Below are 18,848 nucleotides of genomic sequence, written 5' to 3'. Positions count from 1 at the left end.
TCCCGTTCCATCCAAGGCTCCATGCCCCGTCCGTTGGTCGCGCTATTCGCCTGCGCCAGCGGGCTCAGCGTTGCCAACGTCTACTACGCCCAGCCGCTGCTCGACGCGCTGGCCGCCGATTTCGCCATAGGCCGGGCCGCCACCGGCGGCGTCATCACCGTCACGCAAGTGGGCAGCGTGCTCGCCTTGTTGTTGCTGGTGCCGCTGGGCGATCTGCTGCCGCGACGGCGTCTGATGCTGGCGCAACTGGTGGCGTTGAGTGCCGCCCTCGCCGGCGTCAGCCTGGCGTCGAACGCCGCGGCGCTGATGATGGGTATGCTGGCGCTCGGCCTACTGGGCACGGCCATGACGCAAGGCCTGATCGCTTACGCCGCCAGCGCCTCGGCAGAATCAGAGCGCGGCCGCGTGGTCGGCGCCGCGCAGGGCGGCGTGGTGGCCGGGTTGCTGCTGGCGCGTGCCTTGGCCGGACTGATTGCCGATATCGCCGGCTGGCGCGCCGTCTACGCCAGCTCCGCGCTGGCGATGATCGCGATGGCGGCGCTGCTGTGGCGCACATTGCCCGTGCTGCCCGCGACGGCGCGGCCGCTGCCCTATGCGCAGTTGATCGGCTCGATGTTCACCTTGTTGCGGCGTAACCGCGTGCTACAGGTGCGCGGCACGATCGCCATGCTGATGTTCGCCGCGTTCGGCATCCTGTGGAGCGCGCTGGTGCTGCCGCTCAGCGCGCCGCCCTACAATTACTCGCATACGGCCATCGGCGCGTTCGGGCTGGTGGGCTTGGCCGGCACGCTGGCCGCGTCGCGCGCGGGACGGTGGGCGGATCGCGGCTGGGCGCAAAAGACCAGCTGCGGCGGGCTGCTGTTGTTATTGCTAGCGTGGTTGCCGCTTTGGCTGTTCGGTGTCAGCAGCGGCTCGCTTGCGGTGGCGGCACTGGTCATCGGCATCCTGGCGCTGGACCTTGGCGTGCAGGCGCTGCAGGTGACCAATCAAAGTTTGATTTTCCGCGCCAGTTCGGCGGCGCACAGCCGGCTGGTGGGCTGCTACATGCTGTTCTACGCGGTGGGCAGCGGCAGCGGCGCGATCGCCGCGACGTCGATGTACGAGGCAGCCGGCTGGACCGGCGTGTGCCTGCTGGGTGGCGCCGTCAGCGCGGCCGCCCTGCTGTTCTGGGCCGCGACTCTGCGCCAACCGCAATGCAACCCGCAGGGTCAGTGCCGACATTCGGACACGAACTGAACGACATTGCTGTTGTGCTCGTGTCCGAAAGTCGGCACTGACCCCAGGGGTTTATTTACTTCATCGTGTACGTTTGGGGCGCCGTGTCGACCGCGTAGTTATTGGCCGCGTCCCAATACGTGAAGCTGTAGCGGACCACGTCGCCGATCTTCAGGCCGCTGGCGGTGTAGCTGTTGGCGCCGCCACTTTGCGTCATGCGGACATTCATCTGGCCGCCGCCGTTGACGGTGTAGTGCACGTCGGCCCAGGACGACGAGTTCCAACCGAACTTCAACATCGTCGCGCTGGTCTGGGTGACGGCCGGCGTAGGCGTAGGCGTTGGAGTTGGGGTCGGGGTTGGAGTTGGTGTTGGAGTTGGTGTTGGTGTTGGTGTTGGTGTTGGTGTTGGTGTTGGTGTTGGTGTCGGCGTCGGCGTCGGCACGCCGGTATCCCAGATGATGTCGTCGATAGCCATCTGGAAGGCGGCGGTCGGCAAGGCCGTGCTGTCGCTGGCGATCTGGAACACGTCCGCCACCGATTGCAGCGCGACCAGCGGACCGGCCAGGTCGGCCACCGGGATGGTGGCGGTGCCCCAATCGCCGTTGCGCACCAGGCCGTAGGTGGTGGCGTTGGCCGGGAACTTGACCGAGTGCTGGTTGGTATAGGTGTCGCCGATGCCGATCGTGAAGGCGACGTTGGCCGGGATCTTGATCTTCAGCTTGACGGTGCCGTTGCGGAAGTTGCTCAGGTCGCGCACGGCGCGCGATTGCACGCTGCCGCCGAACCATTGGCCAGGCGTGTTGTAACTCCACGACATGGAGTTGCTGCCTTCATACGGCGGCAAGTTTCCGGCAGAGACCGAGGCGTTGTTCCATACGAAAATATCGGACGTGGTGCCGGCCACCAGCTTGTTGTTGACCACAGTGTTGTCGGTGAACACGCCGAACTTGCCCACTTCCGGCACGGTCTGGTTGCCGAGCTTGACCGAGCCCTTGCCGTCCAGCTGGTAGACGCGCACATAGTCGACGTACATCGTGCCCGGCAGTGGCGCGGTCACTTGCGCCGGCGTGGCGGCGTCGGTGAAGTTGCCGCCGACGGCCAGGTTGAACAGCAGGTAGAACGGCGCCTGCAGCGCGGTCGAGTTGACCGGCAGCGGGCCGTTGTACATATCGTGTTCGACGCCGTTGTCGACCACCGTGAAGCGCATCTGCGATTCGGTCCAGTAGAAGCGGTAGACGACGAAGCGGTTGGCCAGCGACTGGCCCGGCACGTACCAGCTCTTGGTCTGCCACGCGGTCGAGGCGGCGCAGCTTTCGTTGCCCGGCACGCAGGCGGCCTGCTGCCAGGTGATCACGTTGGAGGCGGTGAAGTTGTCGATGCCCGGCGTCGGCGAGGCGGAGGCCCGGCTGCTGGCCTTGTGCCCCATTTCCATGATGTCGATCTCGCCTTTGCGCGGCCACGCCTGCGGGCTGGTGCCCAGCATCCACGCGGCCGGCCACAGGCCAACGCCAAGCGGCGGCGTGGCGATGCGCGTCTCGATCATGCCGTACTGCACCTGCACCTTGTTGGCCGAGTCGATCTTGCCGGAGGTGAAGACGTTGCTGCCGATGGTCTGGTTCTGCGCCTTGATCGCCAGCGCGCGCGTGGCCGACTCGAACGGCACGTTGACGATGGAGAGGTTGTTGGGGCTGTAGTATTCCAGCTCCTGGTTGCCGTAGCCGCACAGGCCGATCTGGCAGCCGTTGCCGTCGTAGGTGTTCCACAGGCTCGTGTTCAGCGTCGGACCATTGAATTCCTCGGACCACAACAGCGCGCCGATGACGGGACTGGTGACGCTGGCCGACACCGGCGCGCCGTACGCCAGCACGATGCTGGTGGCGACGGCGGACAGAACGAATTTCTGTTTATTCACAATGACTCCTCGTATCGATACTTCCTCAAATTCGAACCGGACAATGATCCGGCCCGCTCCATTCCGGCACGGTCGGTGTCGGCGCTTGCGTTGCGGCGAGAGGGAAAGGACGCGGCGCCATCTTCAAAAAAAGCGGACGCACGGGCGCCTTCGCTACGAGGCGTTTTGCTAGTCACTACAGTCCCCTTGCCGGTCCGGATCGCTGTCCGGACACTATTTTCCAAATGAATTTGGAAACGATTCCAATTCCTGCAGAAAATATATTCCGATAAACTTTTTTTGTCAACGCCAAAGCGCAAACGTGCGCCGCATGATGCGCGTCAACGCGCGGTCCGGACACACACTTATGCTGGCGACTGAGATCAATTTGATAAGCGCGGAGAGTCCGATGTCCAATTTCCACCAGTATTTCAAAGAGAATATGGAGGCCCTCGGGCTGCCCGCGCCGGACAGCCTGTTTGGCACATTGCAGAGCAGCCTGACCACGCTCACGGTGCTGCTGGCGAGCATCGACAAGTTCGGCAAGACGGCCACCATCGCCGATCTCATCGGAGCCGGCACGCGGCTGGAAAAGCTGGGGATGATCGGTACGTTGTCGGCGGCGTTCTACGCCGGCGCGTGCATTGGCAGCCTGGCCGTGGCCACGGGGCGGTCGATGTCGGGCGGCGCCAGTGTGGCCGACGTTTTGCTCTATGCGCGCACGCACCATCTGCACCGTCCGTGGCTGGCGGCGGAACTTTATCGCTCACCGGGGATCTACCGGTCCAAGGTGGCGGGCAAGGCGACGCACAAGTACGCGGCCATTCAGAGGTGAGCGACATGATAGACGATCTGTTACTGATATTGACCGCGCTGGTGTGCGCCGGCTTCGCGTGGGCGTTCTGGCACTATCTGGGCGAGCAAGGGCTGGGTGCGCTGACGGTGATCGCGCTGATCGCGCTGGCGGCCGACAACTACCGCCTGCGCCGCCGCCTGCGCGGCAAACCCTGATGCCTTACTCGACCGTAATGGCCAGGTCGCGGCCTTTTACCGCCGCGTTGCCGGCGTAGTCCTCAGCGGTGATGCGCAACGTGTACTTGCCCGCAGCAAGCGCACCCACCTTCCACGCGCCTGGCGTCAGCTTGCCGTGCATGAGCGAATTGTTGATCGCGTACGCAAAACGCGTCTCCGCATTGCCGTGCACGGTGATGCCGCTGCCCTCCATGTACGCCAGCTTGACCGCTTCCCGATTGCGCGGAATCCTGTCGTACAACTGCGTGATCAGCGGCTGCTCCATGCCCGGAATACGCTCCCCGTCCGCATTGAGCAACTGGTAACCAAGTTTGTATAACCCCAGCCGCCGACGCGCCTGCACGCCTTCCATCTGATCGAACGCATCCACGACAATCTGCACCTCACCCAGGCTGCGCCGCACCAGCAAGCGCCCGCCGGCCATCTCCTTGAGTGGCTTGCCGCCCGCATCGCTCAATGTGACGCTCTGGATTTTCGGCGCGATGGTGTCCTCCAGATCGATAAACGGCAGGCTCAGCGGATTGAGCGCGTCGCCGTTCGGGATATAGTCGAGATGCACGTGCGCCATGCGGTTGACGCTGCCGAGCGTCTCGCCGACGAGGAACCGCGTGCCGCGCTTGACGCGTACCGCGTCCGGCGCGCCCTTCTCGTCCTTCACCACCTGGAAACGCGGATCGATCACCTTGTCGCGCCCGTCGCGCCCCACGCGCATGTGGATATACTGCAGGCCATTGAACGCGATGCCCTCCGACAGTTCGCCATAGCCCCACACCGGGCGCGGATCGGTGACCTTGCCTGCCGTGACCGCCAACACCGGCGTGCCGATGGCCGCCTGCACATCCAGCCCCGAGTGGAAATGGTGGCGGCTCTCGCCTTTGAAATCGCCGCGCACCTCGCCCATCAAGCCGACCACCTCGTGCCGCTTGTCCTGCGGCTTGACCGGCCACAGCATGGTGGCGCCATGCGAGGGCGCGGGCGGCGCCGGCTCGTCCGGCGGCGCCGGCTGGCCCGCCACCGCGGCGCCCACATGATGCAAGCGATAGGTGGCGCCGTCCGTCACGAACAACGAGCCGTCCCCGGCCACCGCGATGCCGCGCGGCGCGTACAGGCGCACGCTGCCGTCGGGGCCGTAGCCCGGCTCGGCCATATGATCGACATCGATCAACGTCACCACCTCGCCAGCCGGCGTGATCTGCGCCAGGCGGCCATGCGAATTACTGCCCAGGTAAAGATAGCCGTCGCGCGTCAGCGCGAGCGCGACCGGCGAGCGCAACAGCGACGCGCGCTCGTCGTCCTTCGCCTCGGCGATGGTGGTGACGACGCCGCTCTTGTCGAGCTTGCGGATCGCGTGGTTGCCGGTGTCGGCGATGTAGAGGTCGCCATTGGCGGCGACCGCCAGCCCCGTCGGAAGGTCGAACAAGGCCCGCGCCGCCAGACCGTCGGCCTTGCCGGTGCGGCCGCCACCGGCGATGGTGGTGACGTCGCCATTGCGCGCGATGCGGCGGATGCGGTCGTTGTAGGTATCGGTCACATACACGACGCCATCAGCGTCGACGGCCACGCCGACCGGACCGTTGAACCGGGCGGCTGCGCCACGGCCATCCTTGTCGCCCGCCAAGCCGTCGCCGCCGGCCAAGGTCGAGACCTTGCCGTCCGGCGTGATCTTGCGGATCGCGTTGTTGCCGGTGTCGGCGACATACAGATTGCCGGCGCCATCGATCGCCAGGCCGGAAGGCGTGTTGAACGAGGCCGCCTTGCCGAGTCCCTCCGCGTACCCCTCTACCCCGCCGGCGAATGTCGTGCTGACGCCGTCCAGGCCGATCTTGCGAATGCTGTTGTTGTCGCCGCCATCGGCCACGTACAAATTGCCCGCTGCATCGAGTACCACACCGAACGGATCGGCAAAACGGGTGCGGCGTCCGCTGCCGTTGCTCATGCCCGGCAAGCCATCGCCGGCGATGGTGGTGACGCGCGCGCTCCACTGCCGCTGCGTGCCCTTGTCGGCCAGCGCAGCCGCCCCGCCCTTGTCCGCAGGCGGCTGCACCAGTATGTAGGCGACGACGCCACCGATGGCCGCGCCACCGAGCGCCAGCGCGGCCAAAATTAATTTCAATCGAGTTGGAGACACGTTACGCAGCCCAAAAAAAAAGCCCGCTACGAGAGCGGGCTAAATCTATTTCCTTGGAGGGAGAATAGAGGAGACAGAAGAATGATGCCTGAGGGTCCGATATATATCCAATTTATCTTCATAATGGTGGATATTCACCAAAGGCATAACATATATCTTTGCGGCAATACGCCCCGTATTATTTCAAGTCGGCAGCGTAAGGCAACACGCGCGACGCCATGCGGGTATCGGTCTTCAGCAGGCCAACCTCGTCAGACAGGATGTGCACCGCTTCGTTCAGCAGCACGTCCTTGGCCGCCTTGGCCGCCTTTTCCGCTTCCAGCTCGGCCGCCAGGGTACGCTCGGCGCCTTGCAGGCCGTCGTCGCTGCGCAGCGCGCCTTTGACGGCGGCCACTTTCGGCACCGGCGCCGCCTTGCCGCTGGCCGGCTTGGCCGCGATCGCCTTGTTCAGCGCGTCCTTCGGATCGGGCACCAGGATAGGATCGTCGGCGCCAGGGGTGTTGGCCAGCAGACGGGCTTCGCGCAGCTTGGCGCGCGCCTCCTGCTGTTCGCGCTCCTTGCGGCGCACGGTTTCGTTCAGCGAAATCGAGTTTTCCTTGCGCTGCTTCTTGACCAAGGCGATGTCCTCGGCCAGGTACTGGAAGTCCTTGTCCTTGGCGACGCGGGCGTCATGCTTTTTGTCCAGCATCGGCACGATTTCCTTCAGCTCGCCGGCCGGAATGTAGACCGCCGGCTTGATCGAGGTCCACGGCAAGGCGTTGTCGTAGCTCGACTCGCCGAACGAATCGGCGTCCGACATCGTCGGCAGCTTGATGTCCGGCGTGACGCCGCGCAGCTGCGTGGTGCCGCCGTTGATGCGGAAGAACTGCGCCACGGTGAACTTCAACTCGCCGTACTTGACCTTTTCGCTCTGCGAGAAGCGGTCCAGGCCGAACAGGGTTTGCACCGTGCCCTTGCCGAAGCTCGGCTCGCCGATGATGATGCCGCGGCCGTAATCCTGGATCGCCGCCGCGAAAATCTCCGACGCCGAGGCCGAGCCGCGGTTGATCAGCACGCCCATCGGGCCGTCCCACGCCATGCCGGCATTGGTGTCGCTTTCCACCTCGACCTTGTTGTCGGCGGTGCGCTGCTGCACCACCGGTCCCTTATCGATGAACAGGCCGGTCAGTTCGACCGCCTCGTTGAGCGAGCCGCCGCCGTTGTTGCGCAGGTCGATCAGCACGTTGTCGACCTTATCCTTCTTCAGCTCGGCCAGCAGGCGGGCGACGTCGCGCGTGGCGCTCTTGAAGTCCTTCTCGTTCTTGCGGCGCGCCTCGAAGTCCTGGTAGAACGTCGGCAGCGAGATCACGCCGACGCGGCGCTTGGCGTTGCCGTCCTTGACCTCGTAGATGGTCTTCTTGGCCGACTGCTCTTCCATGCTGATCTTCTGGCGCACCAGCGAGACGAACGAATGCTTGCCGTCGGGGCCGGCGTCGGCCGGGATGATCTCCAGCTTGACGGTCGAATCCTTGGGACCGCGAATCAGCGCGACGACGTCGTCCAGGCGCCAGCCCATGACTTCGGTCAGCGGGGTTTTCTCGTCCTTGGAGACGGCGACGATCTTGTCGCCGACCTTGATCTTGCCCGACAGGCCGGCCGGGCTGCCCGGCACCACTTCGCGCACGACGGTGTAGTCGTCGCGGCTTTGCAGCACGCAACCGATGCCCTCGAGCGACAGGCGCATGGCGATGTCGAAGTTCTCGGCCGCGCGCGGACCCAGGTAATTGGTGTGCGGCTCGATCGACATCGCGTAGGCGTTCATGAAGATCTGGAACACGTCCTCGTTGGTCGGCTTGCGCGACGGGATCAGGTAGTTCTCGTAGCGCTTGTCGAGCGTCTCGCGGATGCTCTTGTCATCCTTGCCGGCCAGCTTCAGGCGCAGCCACTCGTTCTTGACGCGCTTGCGCCACAGGTCCTTGACCTCGGCGTCGCTCTTGGTCCATTCGGCCTTTTCGCGGTCGTACTGGTAACTCTCGTCGGAGTTGAACTCGAACTTGCCGGTCTTGACCAGCTCGCGTGCATAGGCGATGCGCTCGGTCAGGCGCTGCTGGTACAGGTTGAAGATGGCGAACGGCACGCTGAGGTTCTCGCCATTGATGGCGTCGTCCAGACGGGTGCGCACGATGGCGTACTGGTCGACGTCGGCTTGCGTGAAGAACAGTTTTTCGGAGTCGAGCGACTTGAAATAACGGTCGAAGATCTTTTCGGACATCGCGTCGTCGAGCGGCACGGCCTTGTAATGCAACTTGCCCAGCACCCGCGACGCCCAAACGGCCGCCTGGGTTTGGCCCGCCTGGGGCTTGAGTGGGGTATCTGCCGCTTTTTCCGGCGCGGCTGCGCCGGCCTGGACTGACAGGGCCGACATCATGGCCACCAACAGCATTTGCTTCTTCATCGGCTTTACTCCGGAACGTAATAACTCATTTATCGGTAACGCAATTCGGTAATGCAATTCAGTACAGCGGTTCGGTAATGCGCGTGCGGAGGTAACACGCCACACGATTTTATTCTACAGGATAGCAGCCGCGCCACCGCCTCGTGACGCCAGAGTTTCCCTGTACAAGCTTAAGAGTAACTGAAAATCGTTTTCTGTCCAGCAATTGGACGGGAATCCGCCACGAAAATCCCCGTCCCGCCGTCAAAACATTTTATTTAAGTTACTGTTTTCAAAAAGAAAAACGCTAAAGATTCCATCAAAACATATTGCTTTGCAGCAAAATTATGCTATCATGCTGTCTAGTACAGTTAATTACCCGGCCTGCCAGGCAATGATTCGGCAGTGCCCGCACGCCTCCACTGGTGAGGCGCTTTAGTTCGTAGCCGCCTTACCCAGTCGCTCCCAGGAGCGCGCTCGTCTACGAGCATTCCAATAGCAAGACTTTTTCTCTAAAGAGATCCATGAGCACATTTACTATGAATACCCGTAACTGGGGTGTTGGCACCAAGATTACCGTTTTCACTTTCGCGCTGATCAGCGTGATCCTCGCGGTCCTGCTGACCCTGATTAATATGAGCACCTCGTCCATGCTCAAGGAACGCGCCAAGTCCAACGTCGCCAATTCCCTCAACGGCATCAGCAACACAGTCGAGGTGTTCAACAACGCCATGACCAACGAGGCGTCCAGCTTCGCCCGCCTGTTCGCCGCCGGCTTCGGTGCCGGCAAGTTCTCGCTCGATCCGTCCACCAAGGTCGAAATCGCCGGCAAGCCGACCCCGACCCTGGCCCATGACGGCAAGCCGCTCAACATGGACTTCAGCATCCCGGACAAATTCACCAACGAAACCGGCGTCATCGCCACCATCTTCGCCGCCGATGGCGACGAGTTCGTCCGCGTGAGCACCTCGCTGAAGAAGGAAAACGGCGACCGCGCCGTCGGCACCCAGCTCGACCACGCCCACCTGAGCTACGCTCCCCTGCGCGCCGGCAACAGCTACATCGGCCTGGCCACCCTGTTCGGCAAGCAGTACATCACCCAGTACGATCCGATCAAGGACGGCAGCGGCAAGGTCATCGGCGTGCTGTTCATCGGCCTCGACATCTCCAAGAACATGACGATGCTCAAGGAGAAAATCAAGGCCATCACCATCGGCGACACCGGCTACATCTACGTGCTGAACGCGGCGCCGGGCAAGGACCAGGGCAAGATGCTGATCCACCGCTCGCGCGAAGGCGAAAACCTGTTCGAGCGCAAGAGCGCCGACGGCCGCCTGTTCATCCAGGAAATGCTCACCGCCAAGCAAGGCAGCATGACGTACGACTGGCCCGACGCCGACGGCAAGGAGCCGCGCGAAAAGATGGTCGAGTTCAAGACCTTCAAGGATTGGAACTGGCTCATCGTCGGCGGCACCTACACCGAGGAAATCACCCGCGAGGCCGAGAGCCTGCGCAACACCTACGCCGCGCTCGGCCTGACCGCGCTGGTCATCTTCGCCGGCGTGCTGTTCCTGCTGGTGCGCGCTGTCGTCTCGCGTCCGCTGGCCCGCGCCGAGGAAGCGGCCACCCGCATCGCCCAGGGCGACCTGGACGTGCATCTGGACATCGACAACAAGGATGAAATCGGCCTGGTGCTGCGTGCCCTGAACGGCATCAGCAGCAACCTGTCGAACGTGGTGGGCCAGGTGCGCACCGGCGCCGAACAGATCACCACCGCCTCGGCCGAAATTGCCAGCGGCAACCTGGACCTGTCGTCACGCACCGAAGAACAGGCATCGAGCCTGGAAGAGACCGCCGCGTCGATGGAACAGCTCAGCAGCGCCGTCAAGCAGAACGCCGACAACGCCGCCCAGGCCAACCAGATGGCGCTGGCCGCCTCCGGCATCGCCGCCAAGGGTGGCGAAGTGGTCGCGCAAGTGGTCGACACGATGGGTTCGATCAACCAATCGTCGCGCAAGATCGTCGACATTATTTCGGTCATCGACGGCATCGCCTTCCAGACCAACATCCTGGCGCTGAACGCGGCCGTGGAAGCGGCCCGCGCCGGCGAACAGGGCCGCGGCTTCGCGGTCGTCGCCTCCGAGGTGCGCAACCTGGCGCAGCGCTCGGCCACCGCCGCCAAGGAAATCAAGGCGCTCATCGACGACTCCGTCAGCAAGGTCGACATCGGCAGCCGCCAGGTCGAACAGGCCGGCACGACGATGCAGGAAGTGGTCGACAGCGTGCGCCGCGTGACCGACATCATGTCCGAGATCAGCAGCGCCAGCGAAGAGCAGCGCGCCGGCATCGGCCAGGTGCACGAGGCGATCGCCCAGATGGACCAGGTCACGCAGCAGAACGCCGCGCTGGTGGAAGAAGCGGCCGCCGCCGCGCACGCGCTGCAGGACCAGGCGCACGAGCTCGAGCAGGTGGTGCGCATCTTCAACCTGGGCAGCCACAAAGCCGCGCCGGCACTTGGCAGCGACAAGCGGGAATACCTCGCGCTCAAGTAAGCTGTTCAAGCAGTTCCGAGCGTCTTTGCGAAAAGCCGCCATCGTGAAAACGGTGGCGGCTTTTTTGTGCGGTCGGCCAACGCGTCCTTACCTACTTGAGTGGAAACAGACCCGGCCGCCCCTTGGATGGTTTGGCGACGTGCTCGAACCTGGCGTTTGCCCGGTCAAAACACTGTCGCGTCAGGTTGGAAAAGTCGCCCTTGTCTCGTGGGTAGTCGGTGAAGAACGCCACCTTTTCATCGGCGGAAACAAAGACCAGCAGCGTGACGCCCTCATGCTTCCCGACTTCGGAAAACTCCTGGCTGTTCCACTTGAAGCCGAGCGTCGCGTGGGTCATTTCGTTGTCCGAATAGGGGCCCAGTATGCAGACTCTTTTCCACGGCTGTGGAAGCGCGCGGTCCAAATCGACGGTGCGCCGGTCGGACTCGTCAAAGTCCTCGAATATCGCCTTGGCGATCGGGTCAAGGCGCGAGCACGCCACGGCTGCCGCCGCCACAAACACAAAAAAACAAAGCCGCCTTACTTTTTTCAACATAAAAATCCTCGCCAAAGGCCCGCCAAAGGCCTGGGGTCAAGTCTGACATTCGGACACGTTCCCAGCCGTCAAACGGCTTGGGCCTGGGGTCAAGTCTGACATTCGGACACGTTCCCAGCCGTCAAACGGCTTGGGCCTGGGGTCAAGTCTGACATTCGGACACGTTCCCAGCCGTCAAACTGCCGGGCCTGTATTCATTGATGGACACGCAGCATACTAGATTGCAGATATAACAATTGCTCACAATCTCACTCTGGGCATTTTTTCACCTCTATAGTTCAGTTCGTGTCCGAATGTCAGACTTGACCCCGTAGAATGGTGGCGGCTTTTTTCGATTATGAGCGCGGCCGCTTGATTACTTGACCGTATGCGACATTTGTCGCATCATTGCCATTTTCGTCGCAATGCAGAATTTCAATATGCTTATCCCCTTGATTGCACAGTTCAGGATGTTGAAGGCTCTTGCGCACCAAAACCGATTCGTCCTATGCATGCTCATCACCATTCCAATGGCAGCGCTGGCCCAAGAGGAAGAGCCATCGCCTCTTGCGGCGACTGTCCCGGTCACCGCAAAAAAAGAACCGGTCGTCAAAAAACTCGATAAGACCGTCTACGATGTGGCCAATGTGCCGAGGGCGGCGAACGGCACCGCCCAAGATGTTCTGCAATCGACACCCGAACTATCGATGTCGGCCGACGGGCAAATCGCGGTAAAAGGCAACCCGCAGGTCACGGTCCTGGTCGACGGCAAGCCGACGGCGATGATGTCCGGATCGGCGGACGAGCGGGCGACGGCGCTGCAGACAATGAGCGGCGCCGATATCGCCAGCGTGGAGGTCATCACCAATCCCTCGGCCGCCTACAATGCCAATGGCGGCGCCATCCTGAATATCGTCTTGAAGCGCAACCGCAAGCCCGGCGCCCACGCCCAGATCCAGGGCGGCGCGGCGGACCACGGCCTGTGGAACGTCGGCGCGTCTGGCGACGTGACCAACAAGGATGTCGGCGTGCATGGCAACCTGGCGCTGCGCCACGACGGCGCCGACAAAATCCGCGCATCGACGGTGGACTGGAATAATCCCTTGGCCGGCGAACCCCGGCGTACCCGCCAGACGTCGGAAGTCTTCGTTCGCCGCATCGTCCAAAGCGCGGGCCTGGGCGTCGACTACACGCTTAACGATACCGACAGCATCAGCCTGTCGACGAAATATAACCAGCGCCGCTCGCGTCCGGTGTATGACGTGCTCAACGAGAACCGCACTGGCGCCGGGGAGAGTATCTATCACCGAATCTCCACCGGCCCCAACGAGCAGTCCGACGGCAGCGCCAGCCTCAACTACAGCCACCAGGACGGCGGCACCGCGCTCAAGGCGGCGTTCCAGCACAGCGAAACGAAGGGCCTGATCGACAAATCCTACCGTGACGTGTTCGTCTTCCCGCTAAGCCCGACCGACCACAGTCGCGGCGCCACCAGGTCGACGCGCCGCCTGAATCAGGCCACCGTCGACTGGAGCCGCCCGTCGGCATACGGCAAACTGGGCATGGGCCTGGATATGCAGGACAAGGTCGACAACATCGACAACTACCAGGCATCCGTCGAGCCCGCGACAGGCGCCGAGACTGCCGATCCCGCCACCACCAACGGCTACGCGGTGAGGACCACTGTGGCCGCAGCCTATCTGACCGACCAGATCACGCATGGAAAATGGGAAGCGCTGCTGGGCGGACGCGCCGAGCGCATGGCGCTGCGCGTGAACCCGGCGGACAGCGGCATGTCGACACAACATCGGCAGGCGTTCAACCCCAGCCTCCACCTGCGCTATGCCATGAGCGACAAAACCGACGTGACCCTCAGCTACCGCCGCAGCCTGCAAATGCCCGATCCGCGCGATCTCAACCCCTTCACGACCTATGTCGATGCGCAAAACCTGAGCCGTGGCAATCCCGGCCTGAAGCCGCAACAGCTGACCTCCTGGGAAATCGGCACCGATGCGAGCGCGGCGCAACTCACCGGCAGCCTTACCGCTTTCTATCGCAGCAGCAGCGATACGGTGACCGATGCGCGCAGTGTTGCCGACAATGTGATTCTCACGTCGAAGCAGAATGGCGGGCAGGCCAGCTCGGCGGGCGTTACCGGCGCCGTCACCTGGACGCCCGACGCGACGCTGCACTTGGGCATGGATGGCGGCGTCTATCGCGTGATGCTGCGGACGCCGGACCTCTCCGGTCTCGTACGTCAGCACGATATCGCGGGCTATCTCAACCTGAGGGCGGCATACAGCTTGGGGCCGGACGATCTATCCCTCGATGCGCATGGCCAGTCTTCGGGCATCTCCCCGCTCGGCCGGTTCGGCGCGACCAGCAGTGTCAACCTGACCTGGAAGCACGCGATGACCAAGTCGCTCAGCCTGACCGTCAACGCCAACGACATTTTCGATGGCAGCAGGCGCACCCACACGACCGACACGAGCACCTTCCGCCAGGCCGGCTTCGATCATTTCGTCGCGCGGCGAATCTACGTGGGCCTGGTGAAAAAGATCGAGTGAATGGGCGCACACCGGTTTTAACCTATAATTAGCACATGGGTAACCTCTTCAAACACCGGCGCCGCACCAGTCTGATCGTCTGCATCGCGATCTTGCTGAATCTGTTGACGCCGGCGCTCGGCCAGGCGATGTCGGCGCTGCTGCGCGATCCGCTGACGCTGGACATTTGCAGTGCCAGCCCGGCCAAGCGCACGCAGGACATGCCGGCCGCCGGCATGAAGCACTGCGTGTTCTGCGCCACCCACCCCACCCCGGCCGCGCCGCCGCCATCCATTCCGGCGCTGGTCGCACTGCTGGACGGCCACGATGCCTACCCATCCCTCGGTTATCTGTCGCCTTCCCCGCTGGCCGCCTGGTCCGGCGCCAAGCCGCGCGGCCCGCCGTCGCTGTCCTGACCCTCGCTTGACGCGCACGATACGCCGCCCCGCCCATGTCGGGTGCCGCGCGTGCGCACGCCTTTTCATCATCGACAGGATATCTATGCAACGACGGTATTTCATCTCCACGCTCGCGGCCATGCTGGTGGCGGCGGCGCCAGCCATGGCCGCGCCGGCCTTCAACGGCATCGACGTCACCGGCGCCGCCATCGGGCCGGACTATCAGCTGTTTTACGCCGACGGCAAACCGGCCTCGCTGCGCGACTTCAAGGGCAAATACGTGATGCTGTTCTTCGGCTTCACCCAATGCCCGGACGTGTGCCCGACGGCGCTGTCGCGCGCCGTCGAGATCAAGCGCCTGCTGGGCGCCGACGGCAACAAGCTGCAAATCGTCTTCGCCACCGTCGATCCGGAACGCGACACCGGCCCGCTGCTGGCCGAATACATGCGCGCCTTCGATCCGACCTTCGTCGGTGTACGCGGCAATCTTGCGCAGACCGCCAAGGCCGCCGCCGACTTCAAAATCTTCTATCGCAAGGTGCCCAGCGGCAGCTCGTACACGATGGACCACACCGCCATCACCTACGTGTTCGACGCCGAAGGCAAGATCCGGCTCGCGTTCAAACATGACCAATCCGCCCAGCAATGCGCAGACGACCTGCGCAAACTGATGGCGCCCGCACGACCAACCAGCTTCCTGAAAGGACTATTCCAATGAAAAAACTGCTCTCCCTGCTGCTGCTCGCCGCCCTCCCCGCCCTGGCCCAGGTGACCGTCGGCGAACCGTGGGTGCGCGCCACCGTCGCCGCGCAAAAAGCCACCGGCGCCTTCATGACCCTGACCTCGACGCAAGGCGACAAACTGGTCGGCGTCAGTTCGCCGGCCGCCGGCGTGGTCGAAGTGCATGAGATGAAAATGGTGGACGACGTCATGAGCATGCGCCAGATCACGGCGCTGGACCTGCCGGCCGGCAAACCGGTCAAGCTCAGCCCCGGCGGCTACCACCTGATGCTGCTGGAACTGAAGCAGCCGCTGAAGGAAGGCGCCACCGTGCCGCTGACCTTGGAGATTGAAAACGCGCAGAAGGTGCGCAGCAAGATCGTGGTGGACGCTCCCGTGCGGCCGCTGAACAGCGCGCCGATGAAGCACTAGGCACCGCGTGAGGGATGGCGATGCACGCAGCGCGCCATCCCTAGCTCACCAGGAAGACTGCCCACAACAGTCCCGCGAAGCATGCATACATCAGCCCCGACAGCGCTCCCATGCGGAAATCGATGTGCGACGGGATGCAGGAGAAGAGGCACACCGCGACGATATAGCCCGATAGCACCCAGCTAAGATAATGCCCCGCGTCGAACGCCGGGCCGGTCCAATGCCGGAAGGCGAGCCACCCGACCCACGCCAGCAACAATGGCGCAAACGCCACGGGCGCCGAATTCCAGATGTTGAGGTTTCTAAAACTGACCGAGCCGAGCACCCAGCAGTCCCTCTGCCTTTTGGGAACGATCGAGAAAGACGATGGTTTGGCGCGGCAAACCCAGCCGACCAGCGCGTGCAACGCTTCGTGGCTGATGGTGCCGACCAGGGTCAATATCGCGATCCCCCAGCCGGAATGGCGCACGCTGCGCAAGGCACACCACCAGCTCAACACCAGCAATCCAGAGGGCACAATGGCTGCGGCAGCGTCCAGGTTGGCGAAAGTGATCATCATGCGTCATCGTCGCACGGCACGCGGCTTGCGTCAATTTTCGCGCCCGATGCCAGCCTTTTAGGCGGTTTTCGCTGACGCTTCGCCGAATATTTTCTCACAGTAGGCGCACAGCAGGTCGGGCTTGTCGCCGGGGCCGCGGAAGGCGATATGGCCGTCCGGCCGTACCAGTATCAGCGCGGGCGTTCCCCCTACCCCGTACGCCGCATGCGCGACGCCATCGAGGTCGGACAAAACGGTCGCCTCGCCGGGCTGCGGCACCGCCGCGCCAAGCACCAGTCTTGGCCGTACCCACTCCCAGCCGGACACGCCTGCCAGCGCGATCCGCAAGGCCGGCAAGGCTTGCGCCTGTTGCCCGTCGAACGCCAGCAACGCCCAGCCCCAGCTGCATCCGTCGGGATTGTACAGATGGCCGAACAAGGTCGACGAACTGCCATCGGCCGCGATCACGTCGGCGTCCGGCGCCCGCTCGCCGGGATGCGGCGCCCGGCGATGGAGCAGTTCGCGCAGGCCGCCCAGATGGTCCTCGTTCAGCGGACTGTCCGGGTAAGCCACCGACAATTGCTGCAGATCGTCTGTGCCTTGAATCAGCGCGCCGATATTGGGCAGAAAATTGGCCGCCACGCCCATCGCGGCGTCCTTGACGGCGCCGCGATAGACGCTGTTGCGGAAGCCCTGCTCCTGTTGCGCATCAAGGCGGCGGTGCTCGCCGCCGCGCTCGGCGTCGTAGGATTCCAGCACCACCGGCTGCGCCTTGCCGCCCAGGACCATGGCCAGCCGCCAGGCGAGGCCGACCGCGTCGTGCAGGCCTGCGTTCATGCCCTGTCCGCCCGCCGGCAGCGTCACATGACCGGCATCGCCCACCAGCAGCACGCGATCCCTGGCGTAGCCTTTTGCCACGCCATGCTGGAAGCGGCTGTGGGTCAGCCAGATCGGATCGGTCAGGGTCAGCGTCTCATCCTGCGTCACCTCGCGCGCGATCGCCTGCATCTCTTCGAGCGTCGGATCGCGCTCGGGCAGGCCGGCGTCGTCCGACAGAAAGAACAGGCGGTGATAGCCTTCCCACACCGGCAGCACGCCGCAAAAGCCGTGTGGATAATAGAAAAACCACAGATGATCGAAGTCGGTCGAGCGCCGCCAGCTCAACTTGGCGTCGACCTGGCGGTTCATGCAGTCCGGCAGTTTTTCCGGCTCGAACGCCAAACCAAGCTGCTTGCGCACAAAGCCTTCACCGCCATCGGCGCCGATCAGGTAGCGGCAGCGCAATTGCTCGACAGGCCCGTCTTCCGTCTGTTCTCCGTCCGCGCCCACCGTGGCCAGGGTCACGGTCACGCCTTCCGCATCCTGCTCGAATCCAACCACTTTGCGCCCGCGCTCCAGCGTGCAGCCCTGGACGGCGATTTGCTCGGTGAGGGTTTTTTCGATCACGTCCTGGCCGCTGTACAACACTTGGGGATAAGGGCTTGCGACCTCGGCGATATGGATCGGATCGACCGTTTTGCCGTTGAGCATCGTGTTCACCTGCGTGATCCGGTACGATTTTTCCGCCAGCGCGTCGCGGATGCCGATGCTGGCCAGTAGCTCCTGCGGCCGTGCCCACAGGTTGTTCGCCCGCGAATTCGGCTTCGGTTCGCGGCGTTGTTCAACGATCCGAAAGTCGACGCCGTGGTGCGCCAACGCGCAGGCGGTCGTCAGGCCGACCGGGCCGCCGCCGATAATGATGACGTCGGCGTCAAAGCCGTTCTTGCGAGAAAAGGTGGTCATGGCAAATCCTTTGGTGGTGATGTCGTTATGGATGTGGCGGCCGCTGGCGCATCGAGCGCTTCGGCCAGACCCTCTTTGAGCTCCTGCAACACCGCGATCGCGGTCTCGACCCGGGCGGCGCCGATGCGGTCGATGACGAGGCGGTCGAGCGGCGCCACGGCCGCCTCGGCGGCGCGCAGCGCGGCGCTGCCAGCGGGCGTCAGCACCACCAGCTTGGCACGCTGATGGTGCGGATTGGCTTCCAGGCTGACAAAGCCCCGCTCCACCAGCAACTCCACCACGCGTTGCACCGCCTGGCGGGTCAGCCCCATGTTGCGGGCGATATGGGCCACCGGCAGCGGCACCGGCGAATAGCCCAGGGCGCCCAGCACCTGCCACCAGGCGGTGGTCAAGCCGATCGGGCGCACCAGCGCGTTGCCCGCTTCGACCAGGCGCCCGTTCGTGGCGAACAGCGTGATGACCAGTTCGCGTATCAGTAAGGGATCGTTATTTTTCGTCATGCAGCATCTCACCATGTTGACAACATGCTGTCAATCGTGCGCGAGGGTGCTGTGCTCAAACCGGGGGTTGTCATACAACATTGAATGCCGAGTAATTTTTAGGAAATCGTTTAACCTGTTGATTTTGATGGCTTTATTACACTCCGGTTATCACGGCGCCGCCGTGCAAAAATAGTCGGATATCTTG

General features: G+C 63.4%; 15 protein-coding genes. 8 read left to right on the top strand and 7 right to left on the bottom strand.

Going from position 1 to position 18,848, the window contains the following annotated elements; all coding sequences use genetic code 11:
* Nucleotides 1-21 precede the first annotated feature (21 nt).
* Nucleotides 22-1,236, top strand: coding sequence for an MFS transporter (locus tag AC0IYS_RS13345; protein ID WP_471705599.1), 1,215 nt, complete (start codon nt 22-24; stop codon nt 1,234-1,236).
* A 55-nt stretch (nt 1,237-1,291) separates the two neighbouring features.
* Here the strand turns inward: AC0IYS_RS13345 and AC0IYS_RS13340 are convergent, their stop codons facing one another.
* Nucleotides 1,292-3,127: a glycoside hydrolase family 16 protein gene (locus AC0IYS_RS13340; RefSeq protein ID WP_471705598.1), complete on the bottom strand. Its 1,836-nt coding sequence runs from the start codon at nt 3,125-3,127 to the stop codon at nt 1,292-1,294.
* A gap of 388 nt (nt 3,128-3,515) precedes the next feature.
* Between AC0IYS_RS13340 and AC0IYS_RS13335 the strand changes: the two genes are divergently transcribed.
* Together AC0IYS_RS13335 and AC0IYS_RS13330 are read left to right on the top strand one after the other, a co-directional pair.
* On the top strand, nt 3,516-3,941 hold the full coding sequence (locus AC0IYS_RS13335) for a hypothetical protein (RefSeq protein WP_471705597.1): 426 nt from the start codon (nt 3,516-3,518) through the stop codon (nt 3,939-3,941).
* Between the two features lie 5 nt (nt 3,942-3,946).
* The gene (locus AC0IYS_RS13330; RefSeq protein ID WP_471705596.1) at nt 3,947-4,117 is read left to right on the top strand and encodes a hypothetical protein; all 171 of its coding nucleotides are present in this window, start codon (nt 3,947-3,949) and stop codon (nt 4,115-4,117) included.
* A 4-nt stretch (nt 4,118-4,121) separates the two neighbouring features.
* Here the strand turns inward: AC0IYS_RS13330 and AC0IYS_RS13325 are convergent, their stop codons facing one another.
* Both AC0IYS_RS13325 and AC0IYS_RS13320 read right to left on the bottom strand, forming a co-directional pair.
* Nucleotides 4,122-6,251, bottom strand: coding sequence for a gluconolaconase (locus AC0IYS_RS13325; protein WP_471705595.1), 2,130 nt, complete (start codon nt 6,249-6,251; stop codon nt 4,122-4,124).
* A gap of 193 nt (nt 6,252-6,444) precedes the next feature.
* Complete coding sequence (locus tag AC0IYS_RS13320; RefSeq protein ID WP_471705594.1) at nt 6,445-8,700, bottom strand: carboxy terminal-processing peptidase; 2,256 nt, start codon at nt 8,698-8,700, stop codon at nt 6,445-6,447.
* Nucleotides 8,701-9,203: 503 nt separating this feature from the next.
* Between AC0IYS_RS13320 and AC0IYS_RS13315 the strand changes: the two genes are divergently transcribed.
* Entirely contained in the window at nt 9,204-11,231 is a 2,028-nt protein-coding gene (locus AC0IYS_RS13315; RefSeq protein ID WP_471705593.1) for a methyl-accepting chemotaxis protein, read from the top strand.
* Between the two features lie 91 nt (nt 11,232-11,322).
* Here the strand turns inward: AC0IYS_RS13315 and AC0IYS_RS13310 are convergent, their stop codons facing one another.
* Nucleotides 11,323-11,766 carry a hypothetical protein gene (locus AC0IYS_RS13310; RefSeq protein ID WP_471705592.1) on the bottom strand — a complete coding sequence of 148 codons (444 nt, stop codon included), beginning with the start codon at nt 11,764-11,766 and terminating at the stop codon, nt 11,323-11,325.
* A gap of 491 nt (nt 11,767-12,257) precedes the next feature.
* Between AC0IYS_RS13310 and AC0IYS_RS13305 the strand changes: the two genes are divergently transcribed.
* The 4 genes from AC0IYS_RS13305 (at nt 12,258) to AC0IYS_RS13290 (ending at nt 15,841) form a co-directional block, all read left to right on the top strand.
* Complete coding sequence (locus AC0IYS_RS13305) at nt 12,258-14,312, top strand: TonB-dependent receptor (protein WP_471705591.1); 2,055 nt, start codon at nt 12,258-12,260, stop codon at nt 14,310-14,312.
* A 35-nt stretch (nt 14,313-14,347) separates the two neighbouring features.
* Nucleotides 14,348-14,707 carry a DUF2946 family protein gene (locus AC0IYS_RS13300; protein ID WP_471705590.1) on the top strand — a complete coding sequence of 120 codons (360 nt, stop codon included), beginning with the start codon at nt 14,348-14,350 and terminating at the stop codon, nt 14,705-14,707.
* Between the two features lie 85 nt (nt 14,708-14,792).
* Nucleotides 14,793-15,407: an SCO family protein gene (locus AC0IYS_RS13295; RefSeq protein WP_471705589.1), complete on the top strand. Its 615-nt coding sequence runs from the start codon at nt 14,793-14,795 to the stop codon at nt 15,405-15,407.
* Nucleotides 15,404-15,841, top strand: a complete 438-nt coding sequence (locus AC0IYS_RS13290; protein ID WP_471705588.1) for a copper chaperone PCu(A)C — start codon at nt 15,404-15,406, stop codon at nt 15,839-15,841. Before AC0IYS_RS13295 ends, AC0IYS_RS13290 begins: the two co-directional genes overlap by 4 nt.
* A 40-nt stretch (nt 15,842-15,881) precedes the next feature.
* On the opposite strand, the gene AC0IYS_RS13285 is transcribed toward AC0IYS_RS13290, so the two are convergent.
* Genes AC0IYS_RS13285 through AC0IYS_RS13275 form a run of 3 tightly spaced genes read right to left on the bottom strand, consistent with a single transcriptional unit; the run spans nt 15,882 to nt 18,661 of the window.
* Complete coding sequence (locus tag AC0IYS_RS13285; protein ID WP_471705587.1) at nt 15,882-16,400, bottom strand: hypothetical protein; 519 nt, start codon at nt 16,398-16,400, stop codon at nt 15,882-15,884.
* A gap of 57 nt (nt 16,401-16,457) precedes the next feature.
* Entirely contained in the window at nt 16,458-18,161 is a 1,704-nt protein-coding gene (locus AC0IYS_RS13280; protein WP_471705586.1) for an FAD-dependent monooxygenase, read from the bottom strand.
* Nucleotides 18,158-18,661 carry a MarR family winged helix-turn-helix transcriptional regulator gene (locus tag AC0IYS_RS13275; protein WP_471705585.1) on the bottom strand — a complete coding sequence of 168 codons (504 nt, stop codon included), beginning with the start codon at nt 18,659-18,661 and terminating at the stop codon, nt 18,158-18,160. The genes AC0IYS_RS13280 and AC0IYS_RS13275 overlap by 4 nt, the downstream gene beginning before the upstream one ends.
* Nucleotides 18,662-18,848 lie beyond the last annotated feature (187 nt).

The organism is Duganella sp. AC237, from assembly GCF_979254035.1.
The sequence above is the reverse complement of the archived record's forward strand: the minus strand, read 5'-3'. Positions and strand labels throughout refer to the sequence as shown.

Bases quoted from the DNA above. Each gene is read 5' to 3' on its own strand.
- AC0IYS_RS13345 (WP_471705599.1), top strand. From the start codon at position 22: ATGCCCCGTCCGTTGGTCGCGCTATTCGCCTGCGCCAGCGGGCTCAGC.
- AC0IYS_RS13335 (WP_471705597.1), top strand. From the start codon at position 3,516: ATGTCCAATTTCCACCAGTATTTCAAAGAGAATATGGAGGCCCTCGGG.
- AC0IYS_RS13330 (WP_471705596.1), top strand. From the start codon at position 3,947: ATGATAGACGATCTGTTACTGATATTGACCGCGCTGGTGTGCGCCGGC.
- AC0IYS_RS13320 (WP_471705594.1), bottom strand. From the start codon at position 8,700: ATGAAGAAGCAAATGCTGTTGGTGGCCATGATGTCGGCCCTGTCAGTC.
- AC0IYS_RS13315 (WP_471705593.1), top strand. From the start codon at position 9,204: ATGAGCACATTTACTATGAATACCCGTAACTGGGGTGTTGGCACCAAG.
- AC0IYS_RS13310 (WP_471705592.1), bottom strand. From the start codon at position 11,766: ATGTTGAAAAAAGTAAGGCGGCTTTGTTTTTTTGTGTTTGTGGCGGCG.
- AC0IYS_RS13305 (WP_471705591.1), top strand. From the start codon at position 12,258: ATGCTCATCACCATTCCAATGGCAGCGCTGGCCCAAGAGGAAGAGCCA.
- AC0IYS_RS13300 (WP_471705590.1), top strand. From the start codon at position 14,348: ATGGGTAACCTCTTCAAACACCGGCGCCGCACCAGTCTGATCGTCTGC.
- AC0IYS_RS13295 (WP_471705589.1), top strand. From the start codon at position 14,793: ATGCAACGACGGTATTTCATCTCCACGCTCGCGGCCATGCTGGTGGCG.
- AC0IYS_RS13290 (WP_471705588.1), top strand. From the start codon at position 15,404: ATGAAAAAACTGCTCTCCCTGCTGCTGCTCGCCGCCCTCCCCGCCCTG.
- AC0IYS_RS13285 (WP_471705587.1), bottom strand. From the start codon at position 16,400: ATGATGATCACTTTCGCCAACCTGGACGCTGCCGCAGCCATTGTGCCC.
- AC0IYS_RS13280 (WP_471705586.1), bottom strand. From the start codon at position 18,161: ATGACCACCTTTTCTCGCAAGAACGGCTTTGACGCCGACGTCATCATT.
- AC0IYS_RS13275 (WP_471705585.1), bottom strand. From the start codon at position 18,661: ATGACGAAAAATAACGATCCCTTACTGATACGCGAACTGGTCATCACG.